The 25,298-nt window shown below is 58.3% G+C and carries 15 protein-coding genes, 1 tRNA gene and 2 pseudogenes; 6 read left to right on the plus strand and 12 right to left on the minus strand.

Going from position 1 to position 25,298, the window contains the following annotated elements; all coding sequences use genetic code 11:
• Positions 1-36 precede the first annotated feature (36 nt).
• Entirely contained in the window at positions 37-1,218 is a 1,182-nt protein-coding gene (locus H6G62_RS04160) for a bifunctional sterol desaturase/short chain dehydrogenase (protein WP_190492856.1), read from the plus strand.
• Positions 1,219-1,680: 462 nt separating this feature from the next.
• On the opposite strand, the gene H6G62_RS04165 is transcribed toward H6G62_RS04160, so the two are convergent.
• A tRNA-Thr gene (locus tag H6G62_RS04165) sits at positions 1,681-1,753 on the minus strand.
• A 331-nt stretch (positions 1,754-2,084) separates the two neighbouring features.
• Between H6G62_RS04165 and H6G62_RS04170 the strand changes: the two genes are divergently transcribed.
• The gene (locus tag H6G62_RS04170; RefSeq protein ID WP_190492857.1) at positions 2,085-4,109 is read left to right on the plus strand and encodes a tetratricopeptide repeat protein; all 2,025 of its coding nucleotides are present in this window, start codon (positions 2,085-2,087) and stop codon (positions 4,107-4,109) included.
• Positions 4,110-4,295: 186 nt separating this feature from the next.
• Positions 4,296-4,439, plus strand: a complete 144-nt coding sequence (locus H6G62_RS04175) for a hypothetical protein (RefSeq protein ID WP_190492858.1) — start codon at positions 4,296-4,298, stop codon at positions 4,437-4,439.
• Between the two features lie 276 nt (positions 4,440-4,715).
• Here the strand turns inward: H6G62_RS04175 and H6G62_RS28235 are convergent, their stop codons facing one another.
• Both H6G62_RS28235 and H6G62_RS04180 read right to left on the minus strand, forming a co-directional pair.
• On the minus strand, positions 4,716-4,850 hold the full coding sequence (locus tag H6G62_RS28235; protein WP_277882997.1) for a hypothetical protein: 135 nt from the start codon (positions 4,848-4,850) through the stop codon (positions 4,716-4,718).
• Between the two features lie 193 nt (positions 4,851-5,043).
• Positions 5,044-5,823: a glycoside hydrolase family protein gene (locus H6G62_RS04180; protein ID WP_242051818.1), complete on the minus strand. Its 780-nt coding sequence runs from the start codon at positions 5,821-5,823 to the stop codon at positions 5,044-5,046.
• 227 nt (positions 5,824-6,050) lie between these two features.
• Between H6G62_RS04180 and H6G62_RS04185 the strand changes: the two genes are divergently transcribed.
• The gene (locus tag H6G62_RS04185; RefSeq protein ID WP_190492859.1) at positions 6,051-6,452 is read left to right on the plus strand and encodes a hypothetical protein; all 402 of its coding nucleotides are present in this window, start codon (positions 6,051-6,053) and stop codon (positions 6,450-6,452) included.
• A gap of 17 nt (positions 6,453-6,469) precedes the next feature.
• Here the strand turns inward: H6G62_RS04185 and H6G62_RS04190 are convergent, their stop codons facing one another.
• Complete coding sequence (locus H6G62_RS04190; RefSeq protein ID WP_190492860.1) at positions 6,470-7,270, minus strand: Crp/Fnr family transcriptional regulator; 801 nt, start codon at positions 7,268-7,270, stop codon at positions 6,470-6,472.
• A 655-nt stretch (positions 7,271-7,925) separates the two neighbouring features.
• Here H6G62_RS04190 and H6G62_RS04195 point away from each other — a divergent pair.
• Positions 7,926-9,851: an SLC13 family permease gene (locus tag H6G62_RS04195; protein WP_199324733.1), complete on the plus strand. Its 1,926-nt coding sequence runs from the start codon at positions 7,926-7,928 to the stop codon at positions 9,849-9,851.
• Between the two features lie 42 nt (positions 9,852-9,893).
• Here the strand turns inward: H6G62_RS04195 and tgt are convergent, their stop codons facing one another.
• From tgt to H6G62_RS04215, 4 genes are all read right to left on the minus strand, one after another.
• Positions 9,894-11,018: a tRNA guanosine(34) transglycosylase Tgt gene (gene tgt / locus H6G62_RS04200; RefSeq protein ID WP_190492861.1), complete on the minus strand. Its 1,125-nt coding sequence runs from the start codon at positions 11,016-11,018 to the stop codon at positions 9,894-9,896.
• Positions 11,019-11,289: 271 nt separating this feature from the next.
• Positions 11,290-12,696 carry a hypothetical protein gene (locus H6G62_RS04205; protein WP_190492862.1) on the minus strand — a complete coding sequence of 469 codons (1,407 nt, stop codon included), beginning with the start codon at positions 12,694-12,696 and terminating at the stop codon, positions 11,290-11,292.
• Positions 12,680-13,249: a VOC family protein gene (locus tag H6G62_RS04210; RefSeq protein ID WP_190492863.1), complete on the minus strand. Its 570-nt coding sequence runs from the start codon at positions 13,247-13,249 to the stop codon at positions 12,680-12,682. Before H6G62_RS04210 ends, H6G62_RS04205 begins: the two co-directional genes overlap by 17 nt.
• A 100-nt stretch (positions 13,250-13,349) precedes the next feature.
• Positions 13,350-14,732 (minus strand): flavin monoamine oxidase family protein, encoded by a 1,383-nt coding sequence (locus H6G62_RS04215; RefSeq protein ID WP_190492864.1) that lies wholly within the window; start codon positions 14,730-14,732, stop codon positions 13,350-13,352.
• Between the two features lie 153 nt (positions 14,733-14,885).
• Here H6G62_RS04215 and H6G62_RS04220 point away from each other — a divergent pair, with 153 nt between their 5' ends.
• Positions 14,886-16,337 (plus strand): aspartate aminotransferase family protein, encoded by a 1,452-nt coding sequence (locus tag H6G62_RS04220; RefSeq protein WP_199324734.1) that lies wholly within the window; start codon positions 14,886-14,888, stop codon positions 16,335-16,337.
• A 42-nt stretch (positions 16,338-16,379) separates the two neighbouring features.
• Here H6G62_RS04220 and H6G62_RS27670 read toward each other — a convergent pair.
• From H6G62_RS27670 to H6G62_RS04240, 4 genes and pseudogenes are all read right to left on the minus strand, one after another.
• A pseudogene (locus H6G62_RS27670) lies at positions 16,380-16,502 on the minus strand (DUF790 family protein); the annotation flags it as partial.
• Positions 16,503-16,775: 273 nt separating this feature from the next.
• Positions 16,776-23,039: a PAS domain S-box protein gene (locus tag H6G62_RS04230; protein ID WP_190492865.1), complete on the minus strand. Its 6,264-nt coding sequence runs from the start codon at positions 23,037-23,039 to the stop codon at positions 16,776-16,778.
• Between the two features lie 767 nt (positions 23,040-23,806).
• Positions 23,807-25,018, minus strand: a pseudogene (locus H6G62_RS04235) (DUF790 family protein); the annotation flags it as partial.
• An 87-nt stretch (positions 25,019-25,105) separates the two neighbouring features.
• On the minus strand, positions 25,106-25,297 hold the full coding sequence (locus H6G62_RS04240; RefSeq protein WP_190492866.1) for a hypothetical protein: 192 nt from the start codon (positions 25,295-25,297) through the stop codon (positions 25,106-25,108).
• Position 25,298 lies beyond the last annotated feature (1 nt).

Consider the following 25,298-nt stretch of genomic DNA (forward strand, 5'->3'; position numbering starts at 1 on the left):
AATAGGGATGCTTTTTGTTGGTGTGAGGCGTTCGGTATGCCGTTGCAAACGGTTGTAATACAAGGCTTATGGGGCTTAGTCTCCGTGCTCGTGGTGGAAATTGTGCGCGATAGCTACCATGTGCTCGGCCATTATTGGTCGCCGATTATGGCGCTCCACAACTGGCACCATCGGGCCTATAAAAAAGATTTCACCCCCGTTAGCGACGAAATTTACCGTCAGGCTCAGCTTCACAACGATGTGCCGGAAGCCCTGGTGATGATGGCCGTCATTGCCCTGGTAGCCTTGGGAACAGGTATTCCGGGGTTGTGGCTAGGGGTACTTTACGGCGGCGGCTTTTTGGCAGCGGCCATCGCCCGATCCCAGGGCTGGCTCCGCACCACCGACCTCACCCACGAACCAGGGGAACTCATCACCCCGCCTAGCAACTGGCTAGTAAACCGCACCTATCACTGGCGGCACCATTTTGACGATACCAATGCTTACTTTGCGGGATACTTTACCGTGGCAGACAAGGTGATGGGAACGGCAGTTTCGCTCAAGGGCAAAACCGTGGCGGTCACGGGGGCTTCGGGCACCCTAGGCCGTGCCCTGATTGATGAACTCCTGAAGCAGCGGGCTAAGCCGATTGCCCTCACCACCTCCGACGGGGCCGATTTCCCGGAAACCGTACCCTGCTGGCGCTGGCAACCGGGGGCCGAAGCCGACCTACAAGAGGCTCTGCGGCGGGTAGATATTCTGGTGATTAACCACGGCACCAACGTCCACGGGCAACGCACCCCAGAGGCCATCGCCCAATCCCTAGAGGTCAACGCCCTGTCTGGCTTACGGCTGATGGAGGTATTCTTTAGTACCGTGGAAACCTCTCCCCAGCGGGCCAATAAAGAAGTGTGGGTCAACACCTCCGAAGCTGAGGTCAATCCAGCCTTTAGCCCTCTCTACGAAGTGTCCAAGCGGCTGATGGGCCAATTGGTCACCCTAAAACGCCTGGATGCGCCCTGTGTGGTGCGTAAGGTAATTTTGGGGCCATTCAAAAGCAACCTCAACCCGGTGGGGGTGATGTCGGCGGATTGGGTGGCCTGGGCTGCGATAGCGTTAGCCAAGCGCAATGTGCGTAACATTATCGTCACCATCAATCCCCTCACCTACCTGCTGTTTCCCTTCCACGAGGCAGGCCACTGGCTTTACTTCAAGCTCTTTTCCCGCCGGACGATCTAGGACGTGTCATCCGTCAGATACCCTTAACGGCTTATGCCAAGCCCCTACAGCCTTTGAATATCGTAGGGGTTAGGTCTCCTGACTCTCTTCCTGCCCCGCTTACGGATCTGGCTAACAGGTTTTGTCAAGCCATCATCCCTGCACCATCCTTTCTTTTCCCTTCTACGTTTTACTTTTTCCCGTTTCCCTTCTCCCCAATCGCCTTCCTCAACAGTTCCCCGTCGCTGGCCTGGGTAGTGCATTAATGCACTGCCCGTTCCTTTAGAAGCCTTGCCCGTGGGGAGTTTTAGAGTACACAGGAGAACCTCGCCAGTACGTTTGAATTGCACCCAGTTTATTCCCAAACAGCCCTAGAAATACCCAACACAAGCATTAATTGAGTCGTACATAGGCACTTAATAATCGAAGGCGACTAGGTAGCAAAAAACCTGGAGCCTTTCAATTTCTGGGGTTTTGAAGAAAAGCTGGTGACAAGACTCGAACTTGCGACCGGCTGATTACAAATCAGCTGCTCTACCAACTGAGCTACACCAGCAAAAGCACCTTTAAGTATAGCGGTCTGGTGCTGCTTTGGGCAGAGGTGATGTGCCAGGGAGGGAGGGGTTGGGGAAGGAGGAGCCGCGCCCAGCGGGGGAAGTGGCACAGGTTTTGGCCTAAATCCTTGTGCCAGTGATGAAACTTTAGTTAAGGGACGGCCCAATCCTCCGGGTTTTTACAGGCATCAGCGAAACTTTTGGATATTGGGCTGCACTCCTTACCATGGCGAGTTTGGGGTGGGTTGCTGGGTTAGGCAATCCTCGTCGGCTGGTCTTGGACAAGGTTGATTATCTACTCTTCACCTCCCTGCCGTGATCGCTGCTATTTCGTTGAACTCACAGACGTTTTTAGGGCACAATCGGGCCGTCTACCAGGAATTGCGGGCGGCGCTACAACTTCAGTTGCGCCGACAGTTGCTGATTGCGGTCTGCGATGACCGTGGGTTGCAGAGGCAGTTGGCCCAGCAGCTAGAGGCTGACCTTAGCCCTTACTTCGCTACTGGGCCGCGCCAACCCCAGGGGCGGGGCAATCTATCGCCCCTGGTAACCTTGCGGTTGGATAGCCGCCATCCCGACCTTGTGCGGGAAGTTTTGCTGTGGTTGAAGCAGCAGCGACGGCTGGGGGGCCATCCGGGGATGATTCCGGCCTTTCAAATTGTGGGGGTGGAAACCCTGACGCAGCAGTCGCCCACGGTTCAAAATCGCTTTTTGGCCTCGCTGATTCGGGTGGATGCCCTGCTGACCCAGTTGGATTGTCGGTTGTTGGTGTGGGTGCCTCGGCCCTGGTTGGGCAAAATTCAGCAGGTGGTGCCGGGGTTTTGGCAATCACGCAATGGGCTGTATGAGTTTGAGGGAGAACCCACCAACGCCAACCCGCTCCCCAGTCCCGATTCCGTCCTGCCAGAGGCGTTTACCCCAACGGGTTGGGGGCCGGATTCCGATGCCGCTGTAATCCAGGCTTGGCCCCTGCCCCAGGATCACCCCTGGGTGCCTCTGCCCTGGGCTGAGAGATCTGGGGAGGATGAGTTAGAGGTGCTACCCACGGCTTCAGTGGGTTCCGATGGTTCTGCTGCAGCGAAATCCGCCCTCACCCTACCTGCGCCCCTAGCGTCCCATGAGGGCATTTGCCACCTAGGCAGCTATATTCAACGGCTGCACCAGCAGCAGGCGGGGCCGCTGACCCTGGGGCGAGCCCATTTGGCCCTAGGGCAACTCTGCCGAGATCACATTGGGCCGGGGGCGGAGGGGGGCACCGTGCTGGACTTTACCCTAGAGGTCTATCGGCGGGCGGTGGATGGCCTGCTGGAGGGCGAAAACGACTGGTGCGATGCCCTCAACGATATGGCCAGTCTGTACTGGATGCGGGCACAGCTAGAGACCCAACCGGAGGCGATGGAATCCTGGCTTCAGCGCAGTGTCGCCACCTATCAGCGGGCCATTGAGGGGCAAACCAGTGCCGCCCCGGCCACCCTGGGCCGGATCTACAGCAATCTGGGTAGTGTGTATGGGCTGTTGGCCAACCTAGGCGACCCCAAAACCCATTTGGAGCGGGCCGTAGACGCCTATACCCAGTCACTGCACTACACTCCGGCTACCGTTGACACCCTAGACTATGCCAATAGCCAAAATAGCCTGGGGGCGATCCATTGGCGGCTGTCTCAGCTAGATCGACCCCAGTACCACCTGCACCGAGCCATTGTGGCCTACCAGGAAGCCCTGCGCTACCGAGTCCCCCAGGCGGAGCCCCAGGAATACGCCATGCTGCAAAACAACCTGGGCATTGCCTTCTGGAGCCTAGCCCAGCACGAACACCCCATTCCCTGGCTGGAGCAGGCCATTGATGCCTACCAAACGGCCCTGGTCTACCGCACCCTCGCCACCACCCCAGCGGGCTGCGCGGCCACCCAAAACAACCTGGGCACCGCCTACTGGGACTTAGCCCAACAGCAAACCCAACAGCCCGATGAACGTCTGCTGAGTCTGCGACAGGCGGTAGACGCCTACGAAGCCGCCCTCGATGCCGTGGATCAGGCCCTCCAGCAATCGCCCCCCGTGGCCCCTGGGTTTGATGTGTGGGCCACCTGCCACAGTGCGGGCATTGTCCATGACCAGTTGGCCCTGGCCCTACCCACTGACCCGCCAGCCCAGCGGGAACACCACCTCAACGCGGCCCTCAACCACTACCTAACGGCCTATCAGGGATGGCGCGATCAGCCGGAACAACTGGATGTGCTGGCCGAAGCCCTGGTCTATTCCGTGCGCTTACACTTCGAGGTTTTGGGGCTGGCGGGGCAACAAATCGTCCTCTCGAAGCTGCCGCCGGAACTGCTGGGCCGAGTGCTCCCCCAAATGTAGATCCCCCAAAAGGATCGCGGCGGCCAGGGGCAGATCCTATGCAGGGCGATGCCAATTTCCATGCAGAACCTGCATTCTAGCCCCCTACAGAATCGATAAATTTGTTAGATCAGAACTAAGGATGAGTCACGCTTGATTTCGTGGGTCTTTCCATCGTGTATACCCTCTCATCAAGGAGTTTCTCCCATGCCCTCCACCCCACATCCCACCAGTTCGACCTCCTCCTCAGCGGCCCGCAACGCCCTCCACAACCGTGAAGGCTTTACCCTGTGGGCGGAGGCCGTTCGTCAACAAATGCTCGACGCCCTGCAAAAACGCCAAAAAAACTAGGCCGATCCTCCCTCATCCTAAATCCGGATGGCTTACCCCCGGTGTAAACGAACGAGGAGACCTCGCCCCTACGGTTTGACGGGTTGGGAATCGAGGTTTTCTAATTCGGATTGGGTATCACCCTTGTTCCGGGGCTTAGTTTGGGTATCCTCTATCAAGGCTCTGACCTCGCACCGAAAAAGGGTCACCCATAAGATAGGGCCGTTTGAGTGTCGTACTACCCAAACGGCCCTATCTAGGGTTGGCTGATTTTTACCAGCGAGACCAACCGGGGGGCTAGGAAAGCGCCTGGGGACGGTCGGTGTTGTTGATTTCCTGGGAAGAGCGTTCGAGCATAGTGGCGCGGCGCTGTTGCTGCTGTTGGCGGGTGCGGGCCACTAGGCGACGGGCGGCATCGTGGGTGAAATTCATAGGAGCCTCCTAAAAACTGTGTTCAAAGTTACAGAATAATCTCATTCTAATGGCGTTTCTTCGACTTTGGGTTAAGCAACCTTAAGGGCTGGGTTAACCCGGTCTAGCCAAAACAACCCTTGAACCACCCTGAGTTTCCGGGCATGGGCTGGCACCATCGCCGCACTCCATTCGCCTGAAGTGTGCCCAGACCTTAGAGGGGGTTGCCTTCGGTGGTGCTGGGGCGGGTACTGGCAGGGGCGTTTTCCAGTTCTTCGGCCAGCAAATTGCGGTAAATGCGGGGCAGACGGGTGGTCATGGTGTTGGATTCAATGCCGTAGCCTAGGCTCGTCCAGGTGCCCGATAGGCGGCGTAGCACATCATCGAGACGATCTTCCCGTAGGGCCGTGGCCAGATCAAACCCCCAGGCGTTTTCGTCCTGGAGCCATTGGTATACCACCCAGTCTTGGGACTCAGGGTCAAAGCTATATTCCCCCCACATGTCGTACCAGGCGGGGGGGCGAGGGTGATATTTGGCGGCCTTTTCCTCCCAGGTTTGGGTGAGGAACTGGTAGCGTCCGGCGGCGGTGGTGCAGTTGCCCGTATTTGGGCCAGCGGTAATGGGCACACAAATATTGGGGTGGCGATTTCCTGGCGCAAAGGATTCCCCTCCGTAGAGGACGGTGTAGGGATAGCTGGTGTTGGATTCGGCAGCGGAAATGGTGCGCATCAGGGCGCGAATGTAAGGATCGCCCCCCTCCATCGCCAAGGGTTCAGGATGGCTGACCCACACGACCTCTTGGATTTTGCGTAGGGAGGGGGTGGGAATGGCCCGTAGCCCTAGCCACCCCAGCAGTGCCAACACCATCAGCGTCACCGTGATCGAACCCCGCTGGCGTTTTTTGCGGCGTCTCCCCCGGCGACGGGTCAAGGGCTGGGGTGGCGTGCCATGGGAGGAAAAAGGAGTCACAGGGAAGGCTGAGGAACGAAACATCGCTAATACTAGCGCATCGCCGAAAGCCCGTGCATACCCAACTCACCGATGATAAAACTGACCGCTGCTAGACCGAAAATCGCGAGCACCGTTTGTGACTTGTCATCCTAGGCTAGGAATAGTAGTGGCGATGTCTCGTCAGTGGCTATCGCCTCGGCCCCAGCCCATATCCCCCCTACCCCACGCAAGCCATGGACAGGTTATTCCCGCCTTCTTACCGTTTTCGCATGGCCCTTCCGGCTATCCTCCGTCCCGCCCTTAGGGCCATGCTGCTCATCGTGCTGTGGGGTGGGCTGTGGGGCTGCGGTTGGGTCAATCCGGCCCCGCCTCGGTCGGTGGTGGCAGAGGCCGTGGCCCAAAAAGTGGCCCAAACCCAGGTCGCCCTTCAGCAACAGTTGGGCGGCATCACCGATACCGAGGCCATGGTATTTCCCCAGCCCAGCGGCATCCATGTCACCGGGCACCATTGGACGACCCTCAACCACCAGCCCACCCTAGAAGTCAACGGCACCTACCACCTCAAGGGCGGTGGACTAGGGTGGGGCCAACAGCGTCAAACCCGCCCCTTCAGCCTCTACCTGCGCCGCGCTGGGGACGATCAATGGATCATGGTTAATCCCCTAGAGTGAGGGTTCCGCCACGGTGTCTACTTCAGCGGCCACCAAGCCACCTTGTCGCGAGTCGCCCCATAGACTTCCTTGAGCCCTTCGGGATCAACGATCTGCACGAGATCGGCGGTATGGTGGTCGGTGGTTTTATGGGCCTTCAGATAGCCCGCCCGCACCATGCCCTTCAGCACCTGCTCTACGGTGCGGTGGTTGAGCTGGCAGGCCCGTGCAATTAGGTCAATGGGTAGGTCAAACAGGTATTCATTTTTGGTGCCTTTGGGTTGGCTACCGAAGCTACGCTCTTGGTAAATCAACGCCCGCAGCAGGGCCGCCACGGCTTGGGGCGGGTAGGTGCTGCAATTGAGCAGATGGTACTGAAATTTTTCCCGTAGTTCAAACAGGTGGGTGTAGCGTTCCCGAAAGCCGGGATTTTGGTCGTAGAGGGTCTGCACCACAGCCACGGGCACCTTGATCACGTCGGTCGTTTTATAGGCTTCTACCAAGCTGGGGAAGGCATGGCCTACGGCCCCAAACCCCACGGGCAAACTCCGCGCCCCAAAGCATCCAAAGGGATAGGTGATGGCCATAATCCGGTCGAGGGGGGTGCTGCGCATAATCACCGGGCCACCGTCTACCACGATGTAAAGGGCATCCAGCCAGGTGTTGGGGCGAAAGGCGGTGTAGATGGGCCGATTGGAGTACAGCTTTTCCATCACCAGTTGGTCGGCGGTGAGGTAGGTGCCCAACTCATCCCGCCCCATGGGATGAAACAGAAAACTGCTCTCTATGAGGAGCGTAATCGGATCGGAAGTCAGGGGCTGGCCACTGCGCCGGGTCATAGGAGGGTACTGGGTAGAGACGGTTCCATTCTCCCCCGAAAGGCCAGAAAACTTCACAGGATAGAGGACTGAGGTCATCAACCTAGGCTCAGTAGATCGCAACGTCCCCGCCGCCCTCACCCCCAGCCCCTCTCCCAGGAGGGCGAGGGGAGCCGGAATGGCTTCAAAGTCCCTCTCCCAATGAGGGAGAGGGATTTAGGGTGTAGCTTGCTTCCCGCAGGGTGGGCCGGATCATGTCAAAAGAGCATGTTTGTGATCTACTGAGGCTGTCTGAGCCTTCTGATCGTCAACAGGGTGCGGACAGCGTCAAGGAACTGAACGATTCTTCCTGGCACAACGGTACTTCCCTTGAATCACGAACTATCCCCCTGGGGCGAGGCTGTCGGCGGGCGCATTGCTTCGCGATTTCCGACCCAACAGACGTTAGGGGAGAGGTCTCCTCACCCGCTAATACTGGAGGCAAACAAGCCGGATTTAGGATTAGGGTTCCGTCTTGGTGGCCCAGACGGTTCCAAACATCTGGATCGTTATTCTCCTAAGCAGGAGGCTCCAGGGGTGGGATCCAAATAAGACTAGATGCGAATTTCAATTTAATTTCAAATGAATTTCATGCAACACCCGATATGATTGAAAGAATTTCCAGCGTAGATTCACCATGAAGTACGGTCTTTTCCCCTCCCGACGATCCCTGCGGCTACCCTGGGTGCGCTGGCTCTACCGCCATGGGTTGGCCTGGATTGGGCTGGGGGGTGGGGCCATGGTCTTAGCTATCCTGGGGGTATATCTGGCCCAGGGGATGGCTTCGGTGGGGCTGGGCTGGCAAGGTTGGCTCACCCTCGGTGTCACCCTGGGGGCGTTTCTGCTCAATGCCCTGACCTCCCTGGCGGCGGAGGTGGTGTTCCTTGGTGCCTTGGCGATTTTGTTTTTGACGGGCATTTTGGATACCCCCACCGCCCTGGCAGGCTTTAGTAATCCCGGCATGATTACCGTGGCGGTGCTCTACATCGTGGTGACGGGGCTGCAACAAACCGGGGGGCTGGATATGATTTCGCGAACCGTGCTGGGGATGCCCAAGGGCCAAACCCAGGCTATGGCGCGGCTGGTGCTGCCCGTGGTGGGTATGAGCGCGTTTTTGAACAACACCCCCATCGTGGCCATGTTCATCCCCGTGGTCAGCGATTGGTGTCGCAAGCTGCGGATTAGCCCCTCCAAACTGATGATTCCCCTCAGCTATGCCGCCATCATGGGAGGCATGTGTACTCTGATCGGCACCAGCACCAACCTGGTGGTGAATGGGCTGCTGATTGCCGAAACCGACTACCCCGGCCTGGGGCTGTTTGACCTGGTGCCCGTGGGGGTGCCCTGTGCCCTAGCGGGAATACTGCTGCTGATTTTGGCCCAGCGCTGGCTGCTGCCCAACCGCAAACCCGCCATCACCGAAGTGGATGACCCCCGCGAATACACCGTGGAAGTGGTGGTGGACGAGGGCAGCCCCCTAGCTGGAAAATCCGTGGAAAAGGCTGGATTGCGCCATCTGCCGGGGCTGTACCTGACGGAAATTCAGCGGGGCGATCAATTGTTGACGGCGGTGACGCCCCAGGAGGTGCTACGGGAGGGGGATCAACTCGTTTTTGTGGGCATGGTCAGTTCGATTGTGGATCTCAACCAAATTCGCGGCCTCAAACCTGCCACCGATCAGGTGTTTAAGCTCGATTCTCCCCGCGAAGATCGCTGCCTGGTGGAGGCGGTGGTGTCGAATACTTGCCCATTGGTGGGGATTACCATTCGCGAAGGGCGTTTTCGCAGCCGCTATGGGGCGGTGGTGCTGGCGGTGGGGCGCAACGGGGTGAGACTCCCCGGCAAAATTGGCGATATTCGTCTGCAGCCAGGGGATACCCTGCTGCTCGAAACCCATCCCACCTTTTTAGAAGAACGCCGCGCCTCACGGGATTTCTACCTGGTCAGCGGCGTACCCAACTCCGACCCCCCCCGCCACGACAAAGCCCCCCTTGCCCTGGGTATTCTTATTGCCATGGTGGTGCTGGCCACCTTCGGCTGGATGGAGATGCTCAACGCCGCCACCCTCGCCGCTGTGCTAATGATCCTGACCGGGTGCTGCTCCTTCCAGCAAGCCTTCCGCAGCATCGACTGGTCGGTGATTTTGGTGGTCGCCGCCGCCCTAGGTTTGGGTAAAGCCCTGGAACTGTCTGGGGCGGCAGGCACCCTGGCCAGCGGCGTTTTAGGTATCGCCGGAGATAACCCCTGGCTGGCCCTCGCCCTGGTCTACGGCATCACCACCCTGCTCACGGAAGTGATCACCAACAATGCCGCCGCCGCCGTGGTGTTTCCCATTGCTTTTGCCCTGTCCCAGAGCCTAGGGGTGAGCTTCATTCCCTTTGTGGTGGCGATTATGATTGGAGCCTCCGCCAGCTTTAGCACCCCCATCGGCTATCAAACTAACCTGATGGTCTACGGCCCTGGGGGCTATCGCTTTAGCGACTTTTTGCGGATCGGGATTCCCTTTAACCTGCTGTTTTGGGCCATGACCGTGATCATCGCCCCCAGGGTCTACCCGTTTTAGGAGGTATGGGACAACTACGAACACCGATGCAGGGGGCTACGGTTAGGGATCCAGGGTTGGGCTAGGGGCCAGCCAGTGGGCGAATTCCTCCGCAAAGCGATCCGCTAGAATCGCGGCCCGGATTTGCTGGGTGAAGCGGATCAGTTCCGTAATGTTGTGGATGGAAATGAGCGTAAACGCCAGCATTTCCTTGGCGTGGATCAGGTGGCAGAGGTAGGCACGGGTGAAGGTCTGGCAGGTGTAGCAGGCACAGGTGGCATCGAGGGGGGTGTAGTCGCGGCGGAAGCGTTGGTTTTTCAGATTCCAGCGTTCCCCCGCCACTAGGGCGGCACCGTGGCGGGCCAGTCGGGTGGGAATCACACAGTCGAACAAATCTACTCCGGCGGCGATGGCCTGGGCCATTTCGCGGTAGGTGCCCACGCCCATCAGGTAGCGGGGTTTGTTCTCCGGCAGGCAGGGCGCGGTAGCCTGGACGATGGTTTCAATCAGTTCCGGCGGCTCCCCCACGCTGACGCCGCCGATGGCATAGCCCGGTAGATCCAAGTTCGCCAAGTCCTGGGCTGCTTGTCGCCGCAGATCGGGATAAACACCCCCCTGCACAATGCCAAAGAGCGCCTGATCAGGCCGCTGGTGGGCAGTCATACAGCGCTTTAGCCAGCGTCCGGTGCGCTCGGTGGAAGCCTGCACGGCCTCTCGACTGCACGGGTAAGGCGGACATTCATCAAAGGCCATGATCACATCGGCCCCTAGGGTATTTTGGATTTCGATGGAGGTTTCGGGGCGTAGATGAATGGTGCGGCCATCCTTGGGGGATTTGAAGGTGACGCCGTCCTCGGTGATGGTGCGAATTTGACTGAGGCTGAAGACCTGAAACCCGCCGGAGTCCGTCAGCATGGGGCCGCTCCAGCCCATAAAACGGTGCAGCCCTCCGGCCTCGGCCACAATGTCTTCCCCCGGTTGCAGGTGCAGGTGGTAGGTGTTGGACAGCACCATCTGCGCCCCCGTAGTGGCCAGTTGGTCGGGGGTGACGGTTTTCACGTTGGCCAGGGTGCCCACGGGCATAAACCGGGGCGTTTGCACCGGGCCGTGGGGGGTGTGAAAGGTGCCTGCCCTAGCGTGGGTGTGGCTACAGTTCGCTTCGCAGTGGTAGGAGAAAGGGGACGACAAGGAAACTACCTCAGGCCAAGGATCAGCCGCAAAAAATCAGCAAAAGATGGGCCGTAATACCAAATCCGAACGGGATAAACCCCAATTCCCAGCCCAGAAACCCTAGGAGCGAGGTCTCCTCGCCCGCTGATACCGGGGGCAAACAAGCCGGATTGAGTATAAGCCAGCCAACAGGTTAACCTGAACCTTTACCAGCCCGTCAGCCAACCCCATCCCCGATTGGCAAAACCGGGGTTCAATCATACTGTAGATCGACACCCAATCGGCACCGCTAAGCCTTCGTAGCCTTGGGCCATTTTAGGGCCGGGTGATGCAGGGCTAGCGCCTGTTGGATATGGGCCGGAGTGAGGCTAGGGGCTTGCCCTTGGTGGGCGAGGGTTGCGGCGGTATGGGCGAGGGTTTGGATGTCGCCGCCACTGAGGGGAAATTGGGCCAGCGTTGTCCAGTGCAGGCTGCGATGGAGCGGTATATCCGTCGGGAGAGCTTGTTTCCAAAGGGTTTTGCGGGCGGCGGCATTGGGCATGGGCAGAGGAATGACGCCATCACAGCGCTGTCGCCACACCAGTTTGACGCTGTGCAACGGGTCAGTGGTGAAGAGGGTCAGCCCCGGTTGGCTTTGGCGCTGGGTAAGCCATTGTTCCACCAGGGCGGGTTCGAGGATGGGGGCGCGGCCTAGCCAGGTTTGGGCATTTTTGATCAGCAGAACCCCAGAGGGCAGAGCGGCCAGGGCATCAAAGAGGGTTTCGTAGTCGGCTTCGGTGGTGGCAGCGAGGTCTAGCACCGTCAGTGGCTGTCCCAGGCGATGGGCCAACCAGCGGGCGGATTGGGTCTTTCCGGTGCCCTTTGCCCCAGCCAGCAGCGCGAGGGGATGGGCCTCGGCTTGGACAAGGGCGCAGAGGGTGTCCAACGGCCCCATCACGGGGGCGGGCAGCACCAGGGGCGGTTCGGCCTCGGTGGGGGGGATAGCTTGCAGAGGCAGGGCCAGGGCGGCGGCCAACCAGGGCTGAATCTGGCTGGGGTCAGGGTTTTCGGACAGGAGATAGGTGGTGAGGGGTTCCGCCAGACGCAGGTGGCGGCTGAGTAGGGTGGTGTCGTCGGTGCTGGCCCACTCCACCAGGCCCAGGCTAACGAGGCGACCGCTGGGGGCAATCATCGGGCGGGCCTGTCGCCATTCTTGGTCGTTGCGGCAGAGCAGGCGCAGGCACAGATCCACCGTGGGCAAGTCCCATTCCGACTCGTCGTGCTGGTATTGCAGATAGCCGTAGAGCCGCCCAAACCGCTGATTGATTTCTGGGGCCAGGGCCATGAGAATCACGTTTTTCTCGAAGGCGCTGAGTTGAATCTGATCCCGCAATTGGGGCAACGCGAGGGTCACTCCCTGCTGCTGGCTGGCCTGGATGCGGGCTTCTAGGTGCTGGGCGTAGTTCGCGCCTTGGGTGGGCTTTGCCTTGGGCGGGCGGGCATGGTCGTAACCGGGCTTGCCATTGAGGGACACAATCCCCTTCCACCAGTGGCTGGTGACGCGATCCTGGTCGGAGAGGGCGAAGTCATCCACCTCCTCAACCTCCCGCTTTTGGCGAGATACGGCCACCATCAGCAGGCGATCCAACCAGGCTAGTTCGGTCTTCAGGTAAGCCCAATTGTCGGTGAAGGGAAGCGCCTCATGGGGTATGGACATAGCCAAGGACTCGGATAAATTCTAGGGGCAGGCCGTCGGCATCGGCGAGGAACGCCACTTCGTAGACGCGATCACCGATGATTTGCTGCTGCGGATCTAGGAGTACCCTAAGCATACCCGCCGCTGTCGCTTCCCTATCAGGGGCGACCTCCGTTGCCGATCCCGTCGTTGATTCTGTCGTAGAGTCTGCCGCCGATCCCATTGCCGATGGCGGGGTCGATGGGGTCGTCAATTCTGGGGTCGATGGGGTCGCCGATGCCCCAGCCCCAAAGGCTTGCCGCAAGTCTGCCAGCCACCGGGGCAAACTTTCCACCCGATCTGTCAAATCAAAGGACAGATGGTAATAGCCCGTGTAGTGCTCGTCGTGGAAGGCATCGGCGGCGGGGTGGGGTTCTGGAATTTGAATCAGCTCAATCCGTCCGCCCAGGCCTTCCATCCAGCAAGCCAGGGTCATCCCCGTGGTGAACCGCTCCCGCACCTCAAAGCCTAGCCGTTCGTAAAAGGCCATGGCCCGGTGAATATCAGCAGTGCGAATGGAGGCATGGTGAAGCATGGTGGACAACAACAAAGGGATGCCGGGAATGGGCCGATGGCTTGATCCGTGACCACCATTTTAGCCCGTCGCCGATCCTCCCCACCCCCTCGCTGCCGTTCTAGCCATCGCTGTCGCCTGCCGTGATCCGGGTATGGATGGCGGCGGCAGCGGCTTCTCCAGTGCGCACGGCACCATCAAAGAAACCGGGCCAGCGCTCCGCCATTTCCGTGCCTGCCCAGTAAATGCGGCCCACCGGGGCAGCGAGGGCTTCCCCATAGCTCGTCCACACACCGGGGGGCATGAAGGCGGCATAGCCACCACCAATCCAGGGGTTGCTGGGCCAATCAGCCTCATCGTAGGAGACTGGGGCCAGGGCTTCTGTACCGAAGTAAGAGGCGAGGTCTGCTAAAACAGCCGCCCGACGGCCCTCCTCCGGCAGCGCCCGCCAAGCTCCGTAGCGATCTCCCACGATGAAGGCGGCGATGACCCCCACTCCGGTTGCAGGGTCAGAGCTATCGGCACAGAGTTCAATCCACGGACAATTGCCTATCGCCAGTCCTGCTAGTCCTCGGTCTCGCCAGAAGGGACGGTCGTAGGACACCAGCACCTTGGCACAGCAGCCCATGGGCATACGTTGGGTGAGTTGGGCACGCAGGGGCGGCAGGGGTGGATCGTAACTAATGCGGCCCGCTAGGTGGGGAGGCATGGCCACCACAGCATACTGTCCGGCAAAGCGTCCCTGGGTAGTTTCCACTTCAAGGCCGTCGCCAGATTGGACAATGCGGAGGACGGGTTCCCCCAGGCGAACCTTCTGGCCTAGCTCTGCCGCCAGCTTGGCCGGAATTTGGCCTGCCCCACCGTGGATCAGTTCGGCTTCGGGATACTCGGCCTGGGAGGCGCAGACATGCCCCCACAGCACATGGAGCAGCGACACCTGGCCCGGTTCAGCGGGGCCAAGGAAGCCTACCGTGCGCACCATGTAGGCAAAGTACCAATGGCCAAAGGCTGTGGTGGTATTGGCCTCAATCCACTGGGAAAAGGTCTGACGGTCTAGGGCTTGGGTGTGATCGTTGCGGCGGGGATGGCCGGGGGGCAAGGTTTTCGCCAGGGCGTCAAACCGTTCCCAGGCCGTCATCGCATCCTGCCATTCCTCTGGGCTCACCGGGGGCGGCTCGCCTTCGGGAAAACCCTCAAAAAAGCCGTCAAACTCGTAGCGTTTTCCCTCAAACACCAGCACCTTTTTCCCTTCGGTGTGAAAGGGAAAGCGACGGACGCCATACTCATCGAGCAGTGCCCGAAACCGATCCTGGGTGGGGCCAATCCATTGCCCGCCAAAGTCAATCCACTGCCCTGAGGGCAACGCCTGACCCACCATGCGCCCACCCAGACGATCCTGCGCTTCAAGCACCAGAACCCGATATCCCTTGCGGTGGAGATCGCGAGCGGCCACTAGCCCCGCTAATCCAGCTCCCACCACAATGCAATCGTAGGCTGTGGGCATAGTAGGTATCCTTGGCGTCAACATAAGAACCGAAGAGCAAGGGTTGAAAACGGTGCCGAGCAGCCCCCATCTGGGCCTCCTGGGGCAGGCAGCAACCCGCACCCTATCCCCCTCAGGCTCAGCTAGAACCATACCAAAATGGCGTAAAGCTTTATGACCAACCTAGCCCAACATTGGCGGCAAGGGCAGGATAAAGAGGTTGTTCCATCCACCCTGCATCCTATGTTGGATACCAACCCTGTGCCCCAAGTCCCTGAATCTGCGCCCAGTGATTGCACCCCCCCAGCCCAGACTCCCTCGAATGAGGAACTGTGGGAAATTGTTGATCACCACCTGATCCGCTATGGTGGCAGCTTTGCCCCCCGGCTGATTGAGCGGGCCAGGGGTAGCTATCTTTATGACCGACAAGGCCGCAAAATTTTGGACTTTACCTCTGGGCAAATGTGCGCCACCCTCGGCCACAACCATCCCGACGTGGTGCAGGCCATCCACAAAGCCTGTGAAGGGGTGCTGCATCTGTTCAGCGGTATGCTGTCGCCCTCGGTGATAGAACTGGCGGATACCCTCTGCAAGCTGTTGCCCCCCACCCTGCAAAAGGCCATTTTTCTGAACACGGGTAGCGAAGCCAATGAAGCCGCCCTACGTCTGGCCAAGCTGCACACCGGGGGCTTTGAGGTCGTGGGCCTCAGCGCCTCCTGGCACGGCATGACCGCTGGGGCCAGTGCCAGCACCTTTGTCGCCGCCAGAAAGGGCTATGGGCCAACCATTCCCGGCAACTTTGCCCTGCCCACCCCCAACTGCTACCGCTGCCCCGTGCGCCACTGCCAAGACCAGTGCGACATGACCTGTTTGGCGGTGGGGTTTGAGTTAATCGATAGCCAGTCTGTCGGATCCTACGCCGCGCTGATGGTGGAACCTATCCTCAGTGCAGGGGGCATTATCGAACCGCCGGAGGGCTATTTCCAGCGCCTTCAGGACTACTGCCGCGAGCGGGGAATGCTGCTGATTTTGGATGAGGCCCAAACCGCCTTTGGTCGCCTGGGCAGTTTCTTTGCCTTTGAACAACTGGGCATCGTGCCAGACATCCTCACCCTGTCGAAGACCCTGGGCGGTGGGCTGCCCCTGGCCGCCACCGTCACCAGCGCCGACATCGAGGCCGATTGCTACGACAAGGGCTTCCTCTACTACACCTCTCATGTCTCTGACCCTATGCCAGCGGAGGTGGGCCTTGCGGTGCTGCGGGTGCTGACCACCCAAAACCTGACGGAACGGGCGGCGACCATGGGAGCCTACCTCAAAGCCGGATTGCTGAAGTTGAAAGATCGCTACGAGGTGATTGGCGATGTACGCGGTCGGGGGCTGCTGCTGGGGGTAGAACTGGTGAAGGATCGGGAAAGCCGCACCCCCAACCCCGACCTGGGGGCCACCATCACCCGCCGCTGCATGGAACTGGGCCTAAGCATGAACATCACCGCCCTGCCCAACATGGGGAGCGTCTGGCGCATTGCCCCACCGCTGACGGTCACCCAGGAGGAACTGGACGAAGGGCTAGCCATTTTGGATCAGGCCATGAGCGACTGCCTTACCGCTGGGCAGCGCCCCTAGTGCCCCCATCTCCCAGCCGCAAGCCGCAGCCGCCTCAATCATCCAGCCGACGATTTCCAGCAAATATTCTCGCCCGTCGGCGTGGATGAGGCGGAAATCGGGAATCATGACGCTGCCGGGGATGGGGATCAGGTCTACTTCGCGCTCCAGTTTCCAGGGAGAATCGGCAGGCCAGCGGTTAATGTTCACACCAAAGGGTGAGTTGAAATTTTTCACTAATCCATTTGGGGCGATCAAAGAACCCAGGATCAACGGGCTTGAAGCTAAACAGGCGGGGGCCATCTTTGGCTTCATCGGTGAGCATGTGCATTACATAAGCGAACTGTTGATCCGCAGATTCAAATCTGAAGTGCATCACCTGGAGCCAGGGAACCGGGGTGGGTGGCAAGGGCATAGGCCAGCGTAGAACGGGTGCAATAGTGGCATGATAGCCCCGAATTAGGGTGTCGGTGCAGTTTTGAAGTTGGTCAAAAACTCGGTGGCTGCCGCTGCTGACAGGGGGGGCGCAAAGAAATAACCCTGCCCCAGATCGCAGTTCAATTGCTGCAAATAGTTGAGCTGTGCTTCGGTTTCAATGCCTTCGGCAATTACCTTAAGCCCCAAGCGATTGCTGAGGGTGATGATGGTTTTGACAATTTCAGCATTTTTGGGATTGGTCTCAATTTGCATCACAAAAGAGCGGTCAATCTTAAAGGCATTGACGGGCAGACGGTGGAGATAACTTAATGACGAATAGCCCGTACCAAAGTCGTCAATGCTGACCCGAATATGGCGGGCTTGTAACTGTTCTAGCACCAGCGCCATGGCTTGGATCTGTTCAATCAGCATACTTTCGGTAATTTCGAGGGTGAGGTATTTTCCGTTCAACCCAGATTCGGCCAGAATGCGATCAATGACACTTAGTGCCTCGGTGGCCATCAAGTCGTTGACCACCATATTGCTACTGATAATTAAGCCCTGGTGATCAGATAATTGTTGTTGCCAAGAGACCAACTGTTGGCAGGCGGTTTTGAGTACCCACTGGTCAATGGCGGCAATTAAGCCCGTCTCTTCGGCCAGGGGAATAAATTTATCCGGCGGAATGAAGCCTCGGGTGGGGTGTTGCCAGCGTACCAAGGCTTCAAACCCGGCTACCCGCCGATGCCTCAGGTTAATGACAGGCTGATAGTAAACCACCAATTCTTCTCGCACTAGGGCAAGGCGCAAATCATGCTCCATTTGCAGGCGTTCTAGGGCCTGAATGTGCATGGCTTCGTTGAAGAGAGCATACTGATTTCTCCCCTTGGCTTTGGCTTGATAGAGGGCGATATCGGCATCGCGCAGGACATCAGCCGCCGTCTGATAGGTGGAATTGCCCAGCACAATGCCAATGCTTGTTTTGACGAAAATCTCCCGTTCGCCCAGCATCAGGGGTTTTTGAAACTCCTGGAGAAGTCGTTCGGCTAGGCGGACGGGGATTTTTACATCGGCAATGCTATCGACCAGTACCACAAATTCATCGCCACCGAGACGAGCGGCTTGGTCGGCGGGGCGCAGCAGCGAACGCAGCCGCTGGGCGACCTGGGTTAAGACCTGATCGCCCACCCCATGGCCGAGGCTGTCGTTAATTACCTTAAAGTGGTCGAGGTCTAAAAACAGCACCGCAAAGTTTTGCTGCCGAGAAGCCTGGGTGCGCTGAATCAGTCCTGTGATTTGTTGGGTGAGAAAATCGCGGTTAGGCAAATCCGTGAGGCTATCGTGCAGGCTGTTGTAGCGCAGTTGGGCTTCGTCCTGCTTACGCTGACTCACATCGCGAAACACCACTACCCCACCCAAAACCTGGCCGTTGCCGTTTTGTAGGGGGCGGCCCGACACCTCCAGATACAACCCTTGGGGGCACCGCTCATTGCGGAGAATCACCTCCATGCGATCAAAGGCTAAGCCCTGTGCTGCCCGCCAGAGGGGAATTTGCGTCAGGGGGCATGGCGTATTGTCAGGCAAGTAAATGCCCCAATGGGTGCCCCAATGCTCAGGATTAGCGGTGTTAGGCAATTCGGTCAGGGTGATTTGCGCCGCTGCCGGATTTTGTAGAATAATCTCCCCGGCTTGGTTCGCCACCAGTACGCCATCGGCCAAGCTGTTGAGGATTGTTTTGAGCAGGTTGCTCTGTTCCTCCAGTTCCTGGGTGCGCTGGTGCACCAGGTTTTCTAGGTCTTCGTTGAGCTGTTGTAGGGCCAGTTCGGCCCGTTTGCGATCGCCCACATCGGCGATATAGCCCACCAGTTCCAGGGGATTCCCCTGTTCGTCCCGCAGGAGCCGCAGTTCATCCTGTACCCAACGGTAATCGCCCCATTTATCTAGCAGGCGGTATTCGTGGGTGTGATATCCCTGGCTAAATAGGGATGCGAGGTCGCTCAATACCCGATCAATATCCTCCGGGTGCAAACGGTTCAGCCAAAAGTCTGGTTCGCTCAGCCATTCCTCCGGGGTGTACCCTAAAACTCGTTGAACATTTTCACTGATAAAGGTACAGCTGAAATTGCTCGTGGGCTGACAGGTATAGATCACAGCGGGGCTGGCCGACAGCAAAAACTGTAGCCGCTCTCGCAGCCGCTGCATCTCTTGTTCAACCCGTTGCCGTTCGCTGATATCGCGAAAAATTCCCTGGGCTATCCACTGACCGTTGATCTCGATCAGGGTAGCACTGACTTCCACCGGCACTTGGCGGCCATCTTTGCGCCGCACGATGTTGAACATCGGTAGATGCTTGCCCTGCCCTAGGAGGTTAGTAAAATGAGCCATGGCATCCGCTAGGGTTTCTGGAGGATGGATCTGGGAGATGTGCATGCCCAGCAATTCCTCTCGGTCATAGCCCAACAGTGCCAAGGCTCGTTGGTTCGCATCTAGGAGATCGCCCCCCTGATCCGCCATCAGAATGGCATCGCTGGCTCCATCCATCAGCCGCCGATAGCGGGTTTCGCTCTCCAGGAGAGCCGCCTCCGCCTGCTTGCGATCGGTAATATCAAAATTCACTCCAACCGCCCGAATCGCTTCCCCTTCAGAATTCCGCTCATGGAAGGCATAGGCCTTAATATGGCGCACGGCTCCATTGGGGTGCACGACCCGAAATTCAGTATCGTAGGGCTGTGCTTCCCTTTCCGACTGAGCCGCTGTGGCTAGGGCCAAGGCCAGGTCGTCGGGATGAACCCGTTGCTCCCAGTCTGTTAAGGTACCGCCAAACTCCTGGGGGGCAATGCCGTAGAGTTCGCACATGCGATCATCCCAAATCAGTTGGTTTTGGGTGGCATCGTACTCCCAAATGCCAAATCGGCCCGACTGTACGGCCAGGGTTAGCCGTTCTGACAACTGATGCAGCTCCACTTCTTTTTGCTTCAGGTCGGTGATGTCGCGCAGGATGCCCGCAAAGGCGATGGGTTGCCCGGTGTGGGGATCATTAATGGCGAAGGCGCTGTGGAACATGGGGATGGCCACCCCGGTATGGACATGGCGCAGCCGAATTTCTCCCTGCCAGGTTTCCCCTTGGCTGATGGGCGGCAGCACGGTACGGGCGATCTCCGGCCAATCCTCAGGAAAATGAAAATCTGCAATGGTATAGGCCGTAATGTCGGCGGTGTCGTCTAACCCCACCATCCGTCGCCCAGCCCGGTTCAGATAGGTAAAGACTCCCTCTGGGGTGGCTGTGGCGATAAAGTCGGTGCTGTTTTCTACCAGGGCCACCAGCATTTGACGCTCGGCTAGGGCTTGCTGGAGCTGCCCATTGGCCCGTTGCAGGTCTGCCGTGCGGGCCTCCACCTGGCTCTCTAGGGTTTGGTTAAGTTGCTGTAGGGCCAGGATAGCGGTTTCTCGCTCCATCTCGGCACTGACTCGGGCGGCAAAAATCCGCAACATGTCGGTGGCCCGCTGGGGGTGAGCCAGCGGTTTAGAGTCGATCACACACAGACTACCGAGGGTGTCTCCGGCCAGATTGGTGAGCCGAACGCCCAGGTACGACTCGGCTCCGATCTCCTTCAACAGGGGGTTGTCGGGAAACCGCTGCTGGATTGCCTGGGGACAGATATAGATCCCCTCGGCCATGGCCACCCCACAGGGGCTTTGGCACAAACTGCCGGAGAAATTGGGCCGAAGTTCACCGTTGGCCCAAAAGGCATAGGTACTGAAGGTTTCCCCCAGCCGTTTGGAAATCAAGACATACTCAACATCTAGGGTGGTCGCCACGTATTCCGCTAGGGCAGGGAAGAAATCTGGCCCGGTGAGGGCAGCGGCCCCTTCCACCAGATCTTGTAGTTCTTGCTCTGCCTGTTTGCGGGCGGTAATGTCTTCTACCACCGCAATCAGGTAGAGGGGATGCCCAGCCTGATCGCGCATCAGCGATACGGTCAGATGGCCCCAGACTATCGTTCTATCCTTACGGATGTAGCGTTTTTCGAGGGCATAGCTAGACCGAGCCCCCCCCAACAGTTGGGAGTAGGCTTCCAGATTAGCGGGTAGGTCGTCGGGATGGGTGATGGCTTGAAAGGTGAGGGTGAGGAGTTCCTCGGCGGTATAACCCAGAAACTGACATAGTCCCGGATTTACCCGCAGCAGGCGTCCGTCTAGGGAGGACTGGGTCATGCCCACGGCAGCCTGCTCAAAGATGGCCCGAAAGCGCGCTTCACTCTCCCGCATGGCTTGGTCACTGCGGCTTTGGTCGATGGCCAAAGCCGCCAGCTTCACGGCGGTATCCACCAGTACCTCATCCTGGGCGGTGGGGTGGTAGGGGGTGGGGTGGTACTGGGCAAAGGTGCCTAATACCTGGCCTGATCGGGAGATAATCGGCACCGACCAGCAAGCCCTCAGGCCGTGGGCCAGGGCCAGATCGCGGTAGTCATCCCACAGCGGATCGGTGGTAATGTCGGTCACAATCACCGGCTCTTGGCGAAAGGCGGCGGTACCGCAAGAACCCGCCTTTGGCCCGATCTCGATGCCATTAATAGCCTGCTGATAGGCGGTGGGCAAACCGGGGGCAGCCCCATGCCAAAGCTGTTGGTCGTCCAGCAGTAAAATCGACCCCAGCATCCCCTCGGATTGGGCTTCGAGGGTGAGGATGAGCCGATTCAGCACCTCAGGGAGCGGGGTATCTAAGACCATCAGCTCCAGCACGTCCCGCTGCCTGGCCAGCAGTTGGGCATGGCGAGCCTGTTCCACCTCTAGGCGTTTACGATCACTAATATCAATGCTGACCCACACAAACCCAATCGGTTCTGCCTGCCCATCGCGCAGCAGCGAATCCACCACATGGATAGGCAGCAGACTACCATCCTTGCGCCTCACCTCAAACTCCCCTTGCCAGTGGCCCTGTTCGGTCACCGCTTGCAGGATGTGATCGGCCTGTAGGTGCAACCCCTGGGGCACCAGAATATCGTTCACGTTGGCCCCCAGGGCTTCGGCTGCGGGCCACTGATACAGGTTTTCTGCGTGCTGGTTCCAGTAGGTGATCTGCCCATTTAGATCGGTAGCGACAATCGCCTGACGCACCTGGTGCAGCAGAGAAGCCTGAAAGGCTATCTGGGCTTCCGCCTGCTTGGGCTCGGTCACATCAATCTGAATGCCGATTAACCGGATCGGGTTGCCCTGGTCGTCGTAGGTAAACTGACCGATGTTACGCAGCCAGCGAATGGTGCCATCGGGCCAGCACACCCGCACCTCTAGGTCGAGGTTAGCCTGATCGGCCAGGGTTTGTAAAAAGACGGCATCGGCCCGCTCGCGATCATCGGGGTGGATGGCCTCTAACCAGTTGCCATAGCTAGCCTTGTGGCGGTTGGCCGTATAGCCCAGCAGCTCAAAATTTTCCTCACTCCAGGTCAGGCGGTCGGTGGGGATATCCCAGTCCCAAACCCCGGCCCTAGCGGCCCTGAGGGCCAGGGAAAGCCGTTGGTTACTCTCCCGCAAAAAGGCCATGATCTGGTGGTAGGCGGTGATATCGGTACCAATGCCCAAAACCACTCCTTGGTCGTAGCCCGGCCAGCTAAACGGTAGCTTATGCCAGGTCAGCCAGTGCTCTGCCCCCTCCGCATCAACCTCATGCTCTTCGGTAATGACAATCTCCTGCTGGGTCTCGATCACCGCTCGATTTTGCTGCCTAAAGACCGCGACCTTGGCAGCCTCCAGGTGAAAGTCCGAGTCTCGACTGCCCACCAACTGCTCAGGGGTGATGCCGTAGAAGTCAGCGATTTCCTGATTAGCTAACAAATAGCGCCCGTCCCAGTCTTTCACAAAAATTTTATTAGGAACCTGGTTAATCACCGTTTTCAGCAGGTGGCCTTCGGCCTCTAAGGCATGCCTACTCTGGTGGGCCTCAACCGCGTTTAAGATCCTTTTTAGCGCCAAGGATAGTAGCGGCCCCTGAAACCCTGCGGGGTCTTTAAGCAAGTAATCATGACCACCCTCAGCTAGCCATTCGCTGAGGTTCTCGATTTCATCAGCGGCGGCGATGGCAACCGCATAGTAGGGGCACTGGGTAGGGGCTAGCTCAGCCTGGGAGAACAGATCCTTCAGTAATTGGAGAGGTGCAAAAACCAGATCGCCAGCGGCTAACTGATTGGACTCGGCAGCGGTAGGTAGTGGGTCTAAAAACTCCAGAGGATCGGTTACACTCACCTCTTTGAGGAGCTGGGTGAGCCTAACTCTATCATTCTCGATCTCGCCCCAAAATAGAATTTTCATAGGTAAAAAGCCGAAGCTATAGTATTAATTTAAGTGGCCCCTTTTTCCAATAGTGAACTGAAGTGAACTGAAACGACCTTTCTGATACCTGACGACACCTGAAGCTTTTATGGTGACTCCCAGTTGAGTGAGGCCTGTCTTGGCCAAGGTATCGATCCCGTCACCCTGGCCGCCTTCGGTTTATTCTAACCACTTGATAAAGCAGCCCAGGGTAACAGTGCCGACCTTATCCAAACAGAACCGACGATATCGAACCTGTCGATAGCTTGCACGACCTTCGTAGACGTTCATGGCTGGATCTACGATTTTAGCTGTAAATTCTAGGAAACTGCTAACAACCCAACCCTATTTTCACCTCATCCGTGATGTTTTGATTTCGCATTATGAATAAGTATTAAGATAATTGACGATTTTGTTGGGTTTTCCCTTTCAAGGCTGGCCTAGCTTTAGACAGCTCTATCACTTAGATAATTTAAGGCTTTCTTCAATTCTGATTCCTAAGTAAGAACGGCAGAAATAGGTATCAACGCAACTATTCTAAGGTTTTGGATGGCCGACAAGGACGAGGAATCAGCATTAACGTTGATCTAAGGTTTTCCTGCCTCGGCAATTTCACCCAATGGTTAGGGTATTCTTTACATTTAGTAATTTTTAGACAGATATTGAATTAAAAATGGCCTAGGGCTCGACGGCAGAAATAGCCCCCCTATGCTCGAAAAGCTCAGGCCGTTGCGATGTGATAGACCAGAGGTGTGATAGACCAATCGCTAGGGTTCCAGCATCTCCAGGACGGCCTTGGGTTGCAGCTTGGTTTTGAACCACACGATGGGCACGGGCACCTGGTTCACATCCACCCCGGCCTTTTCCAGGTTGAGGCGTTCGGAGATAGCGAGGATCAGGTTGGTGCGGTCGGATTGGCGGACTTGGGCGAACTTTTTGCGGAGATATTCCGGTCGCCAATAGCCGACGATTTCTAGCAAATATTCCCGCCCGTCGGCGTGGATGAGGCGGAAATCGGGAATCATGACGCTGCCGGGGATGGGGATCAGGTCTACTTCGCGCTCCAGTTTCCAGGGTGAGTTGGCGGGCCAGCGGTTAACGAAGGATTCTTCGATTTGGCTATCGTAGGGTTTGCCGGGGGGGTAGTGGGTGACCAGGCCGCAGTCGCTATCGAGGGTGAATTGGCGGCTGCGGGGCTGCTGGCTGTAGCTGTCTTTGATTTGCAGGGTAGCGGTCAAGCGCCAGCGGCTGACGTGGAGGATGGCGGGGATCAGCTTGGCGATATCGACCCCGTAGCGGGTGCTGGGTTTGAACAGGCTGGCGGGGCCATCGATGGTGATGGTGAAGCCCTGGTCGGCGTCGCCTTCGATGTAGGTCATCAGCCGAAACAGCTTCAGGTAGCGGAACATCAGCTTATATTCGCCCGGATCGTTGCGGTAGAGGTGCATCACCATATCGCTGGCTTTGTAGAACACGCCCTGGGTCTGAGATAGGTTGTAGCGGTGTAGCAGGGCATCGGGGTCGGGGGCGTCAAAGGTGGTAAGGATGCGGTTTTCTAGCAGGTCGGCGTAGAGCCCCTGGCGCACCTCGTCCACGGATACTTCCCGATCCAATTCCTGGCTCAACTGCTGGCTGAGGAGGGCATAGTGGCGCTGGCCGTTCTGCGGTGAGGGGGCGGTTTGGGCGGCGAGGGCAAAGAGGCGCTGCCGTAGTTCCTCCGGTTCCAAGGGGCTGATCTGCTCGAAGGTGGCGAAGTGGTTCCGCAGCAGATGGGCCAACCCTCGGCGGATACGGTAATTGGTGTCTTCCCCTTCTAAGTCCTGAAGCTGGCGGTTGAGTTCGCCTTGGGTCTGCCCCACTTGGGACTGGAAAATGCCGATTAAATCCGTGGCCATGGCTCGATTAGCCCCATTCAAGGCCAACCGATGGGGCCGAATGGCCTCTCCCTGGTAGCGATAGATCAGTAAATCACTGGGTAACGTGGCTCAGACTCCCAACTCACAACAAACGCATCCCGACATCCGAGGAATTTATCTCCAGGGGGAGCGCCTAGGCGGCCAAAAAGCCTACCGGATGCGCTGGAGGGTGCTGATGATGCCGAGGCTGAAGCAGAGAAGGATGAGCACCCAGAGCACGGCCCCCGGCATGAAGGCTAGGATGGTCAGCCCCCGTAGCAGCCACACCAGTAGGGTAATGCCCAGGGCCACGAGGAATGCCTTGGTGAAGGGCTGGAGGGGATAGCGGCGGCGGGGTGTCATC

Source organism: Phormidium sp. FACHB-1136 (genome assembly GCF_014697375.1).
Taxonomy (GTDB): domain Bacteria; phylum Cyanobacteriota; class Cyanobacteriia; order Phormidesmidales; family Phormidesmidaceae; genus Nodosilinea.

Bases quoted from the DNA above. Each gene is read 5' to 3' on its own strand.
- H6G62_RS04210 (WP_190492863.1), bottom strand. From the start codon at position 13,249: ATGCTTCACCATGCCTCCATTCGCACTGCTGATATTCACCGGGCCATG.
- H6G62_RS04160 (WP_190492856.1), top strand. From the start codon at position 37: ATGCCGTTGCAAACGGTTGTAATACAAGGCTTATGGGGCTTAGTCTCC.
- H6G62_RS04240 (WP_190492866.1), bottom strand. From the start codon at position 25,297: ATGACACCCCGCCGCCGCTATCCCCTCCAGCCCTTCACCAAGGCATTC.
- H6G62_RS04205 (WP_190492862.1), bottom strand. From the start codon at position 12,696: ATGTCCATACCCCATGAGGCGCTTCCCTTCACCGACAATTGGGCTTAC.
- H6G62_RS04175 (WP_190492858.1), top strand. From the start codon at position 4,296: ATGCCCTCCACCCCACATCCCACCAGTTCGACCTCCTCCTCAGCGGCC.
- H6G62_RS04185 (WP_190492859.1), top strand. From the start codon at position 6,051: ATGGCCCTTCCGGCTATCCTCCGTCCCGCCCTTAGGGCCATGCTGCTC.
- H6G62_RS04215 (WP_190492864.1), bottom strand. From the start codon at position 14,732: ATGCCCACAGCCTACGATTGCATTGTGGTGGGAGCTGGATTAGCGGGG.
- H6G62_RS04220 (WP_199324734.1), top strand. From the start codon at position 14,886: ATGACCAACCTAGCCCAACATTGGCGGCAAGGGCAGGATAAAGAGGTT.
- H6G62_RS04195 (WP_199324733.1), top strand. From the start codon at position 7,926: ATGAAGTACGGTCTTTTCCCCTCCCGACGATCCCTGCGGCTACCCTGG.
- H6G62_RS04180 (WP_242051818.1), bottom strand. From the start codon at position 5,823: ATGTTTCGTTCCTCAGCCTTCCCTGTGACTCCTTTTTCCTCCCATGGC.
- H6G62_RS28235 (WP_277882997.1), bottom strand. From the start codon at position 4,850: ATGAATTTCACCCACGATGCCGCCCGTCGCCTAGTGGCCCGCACCCGC.
- H6G62_RS04230 (WP_190492865.1), bottom strand. From the start codon at position 23,039: ATGAAAATTCTATTTTGGGGCGAGATCGAGAATGATAGAGTTAGGCTC.
- H6G62_RS04190 (WP_190492860.1), bottom strand. From the start codon at position 7,270: ATGACCCGGCGCAGTGGCCAGCCCCTGACTTCCGATCCGATTACGCTC.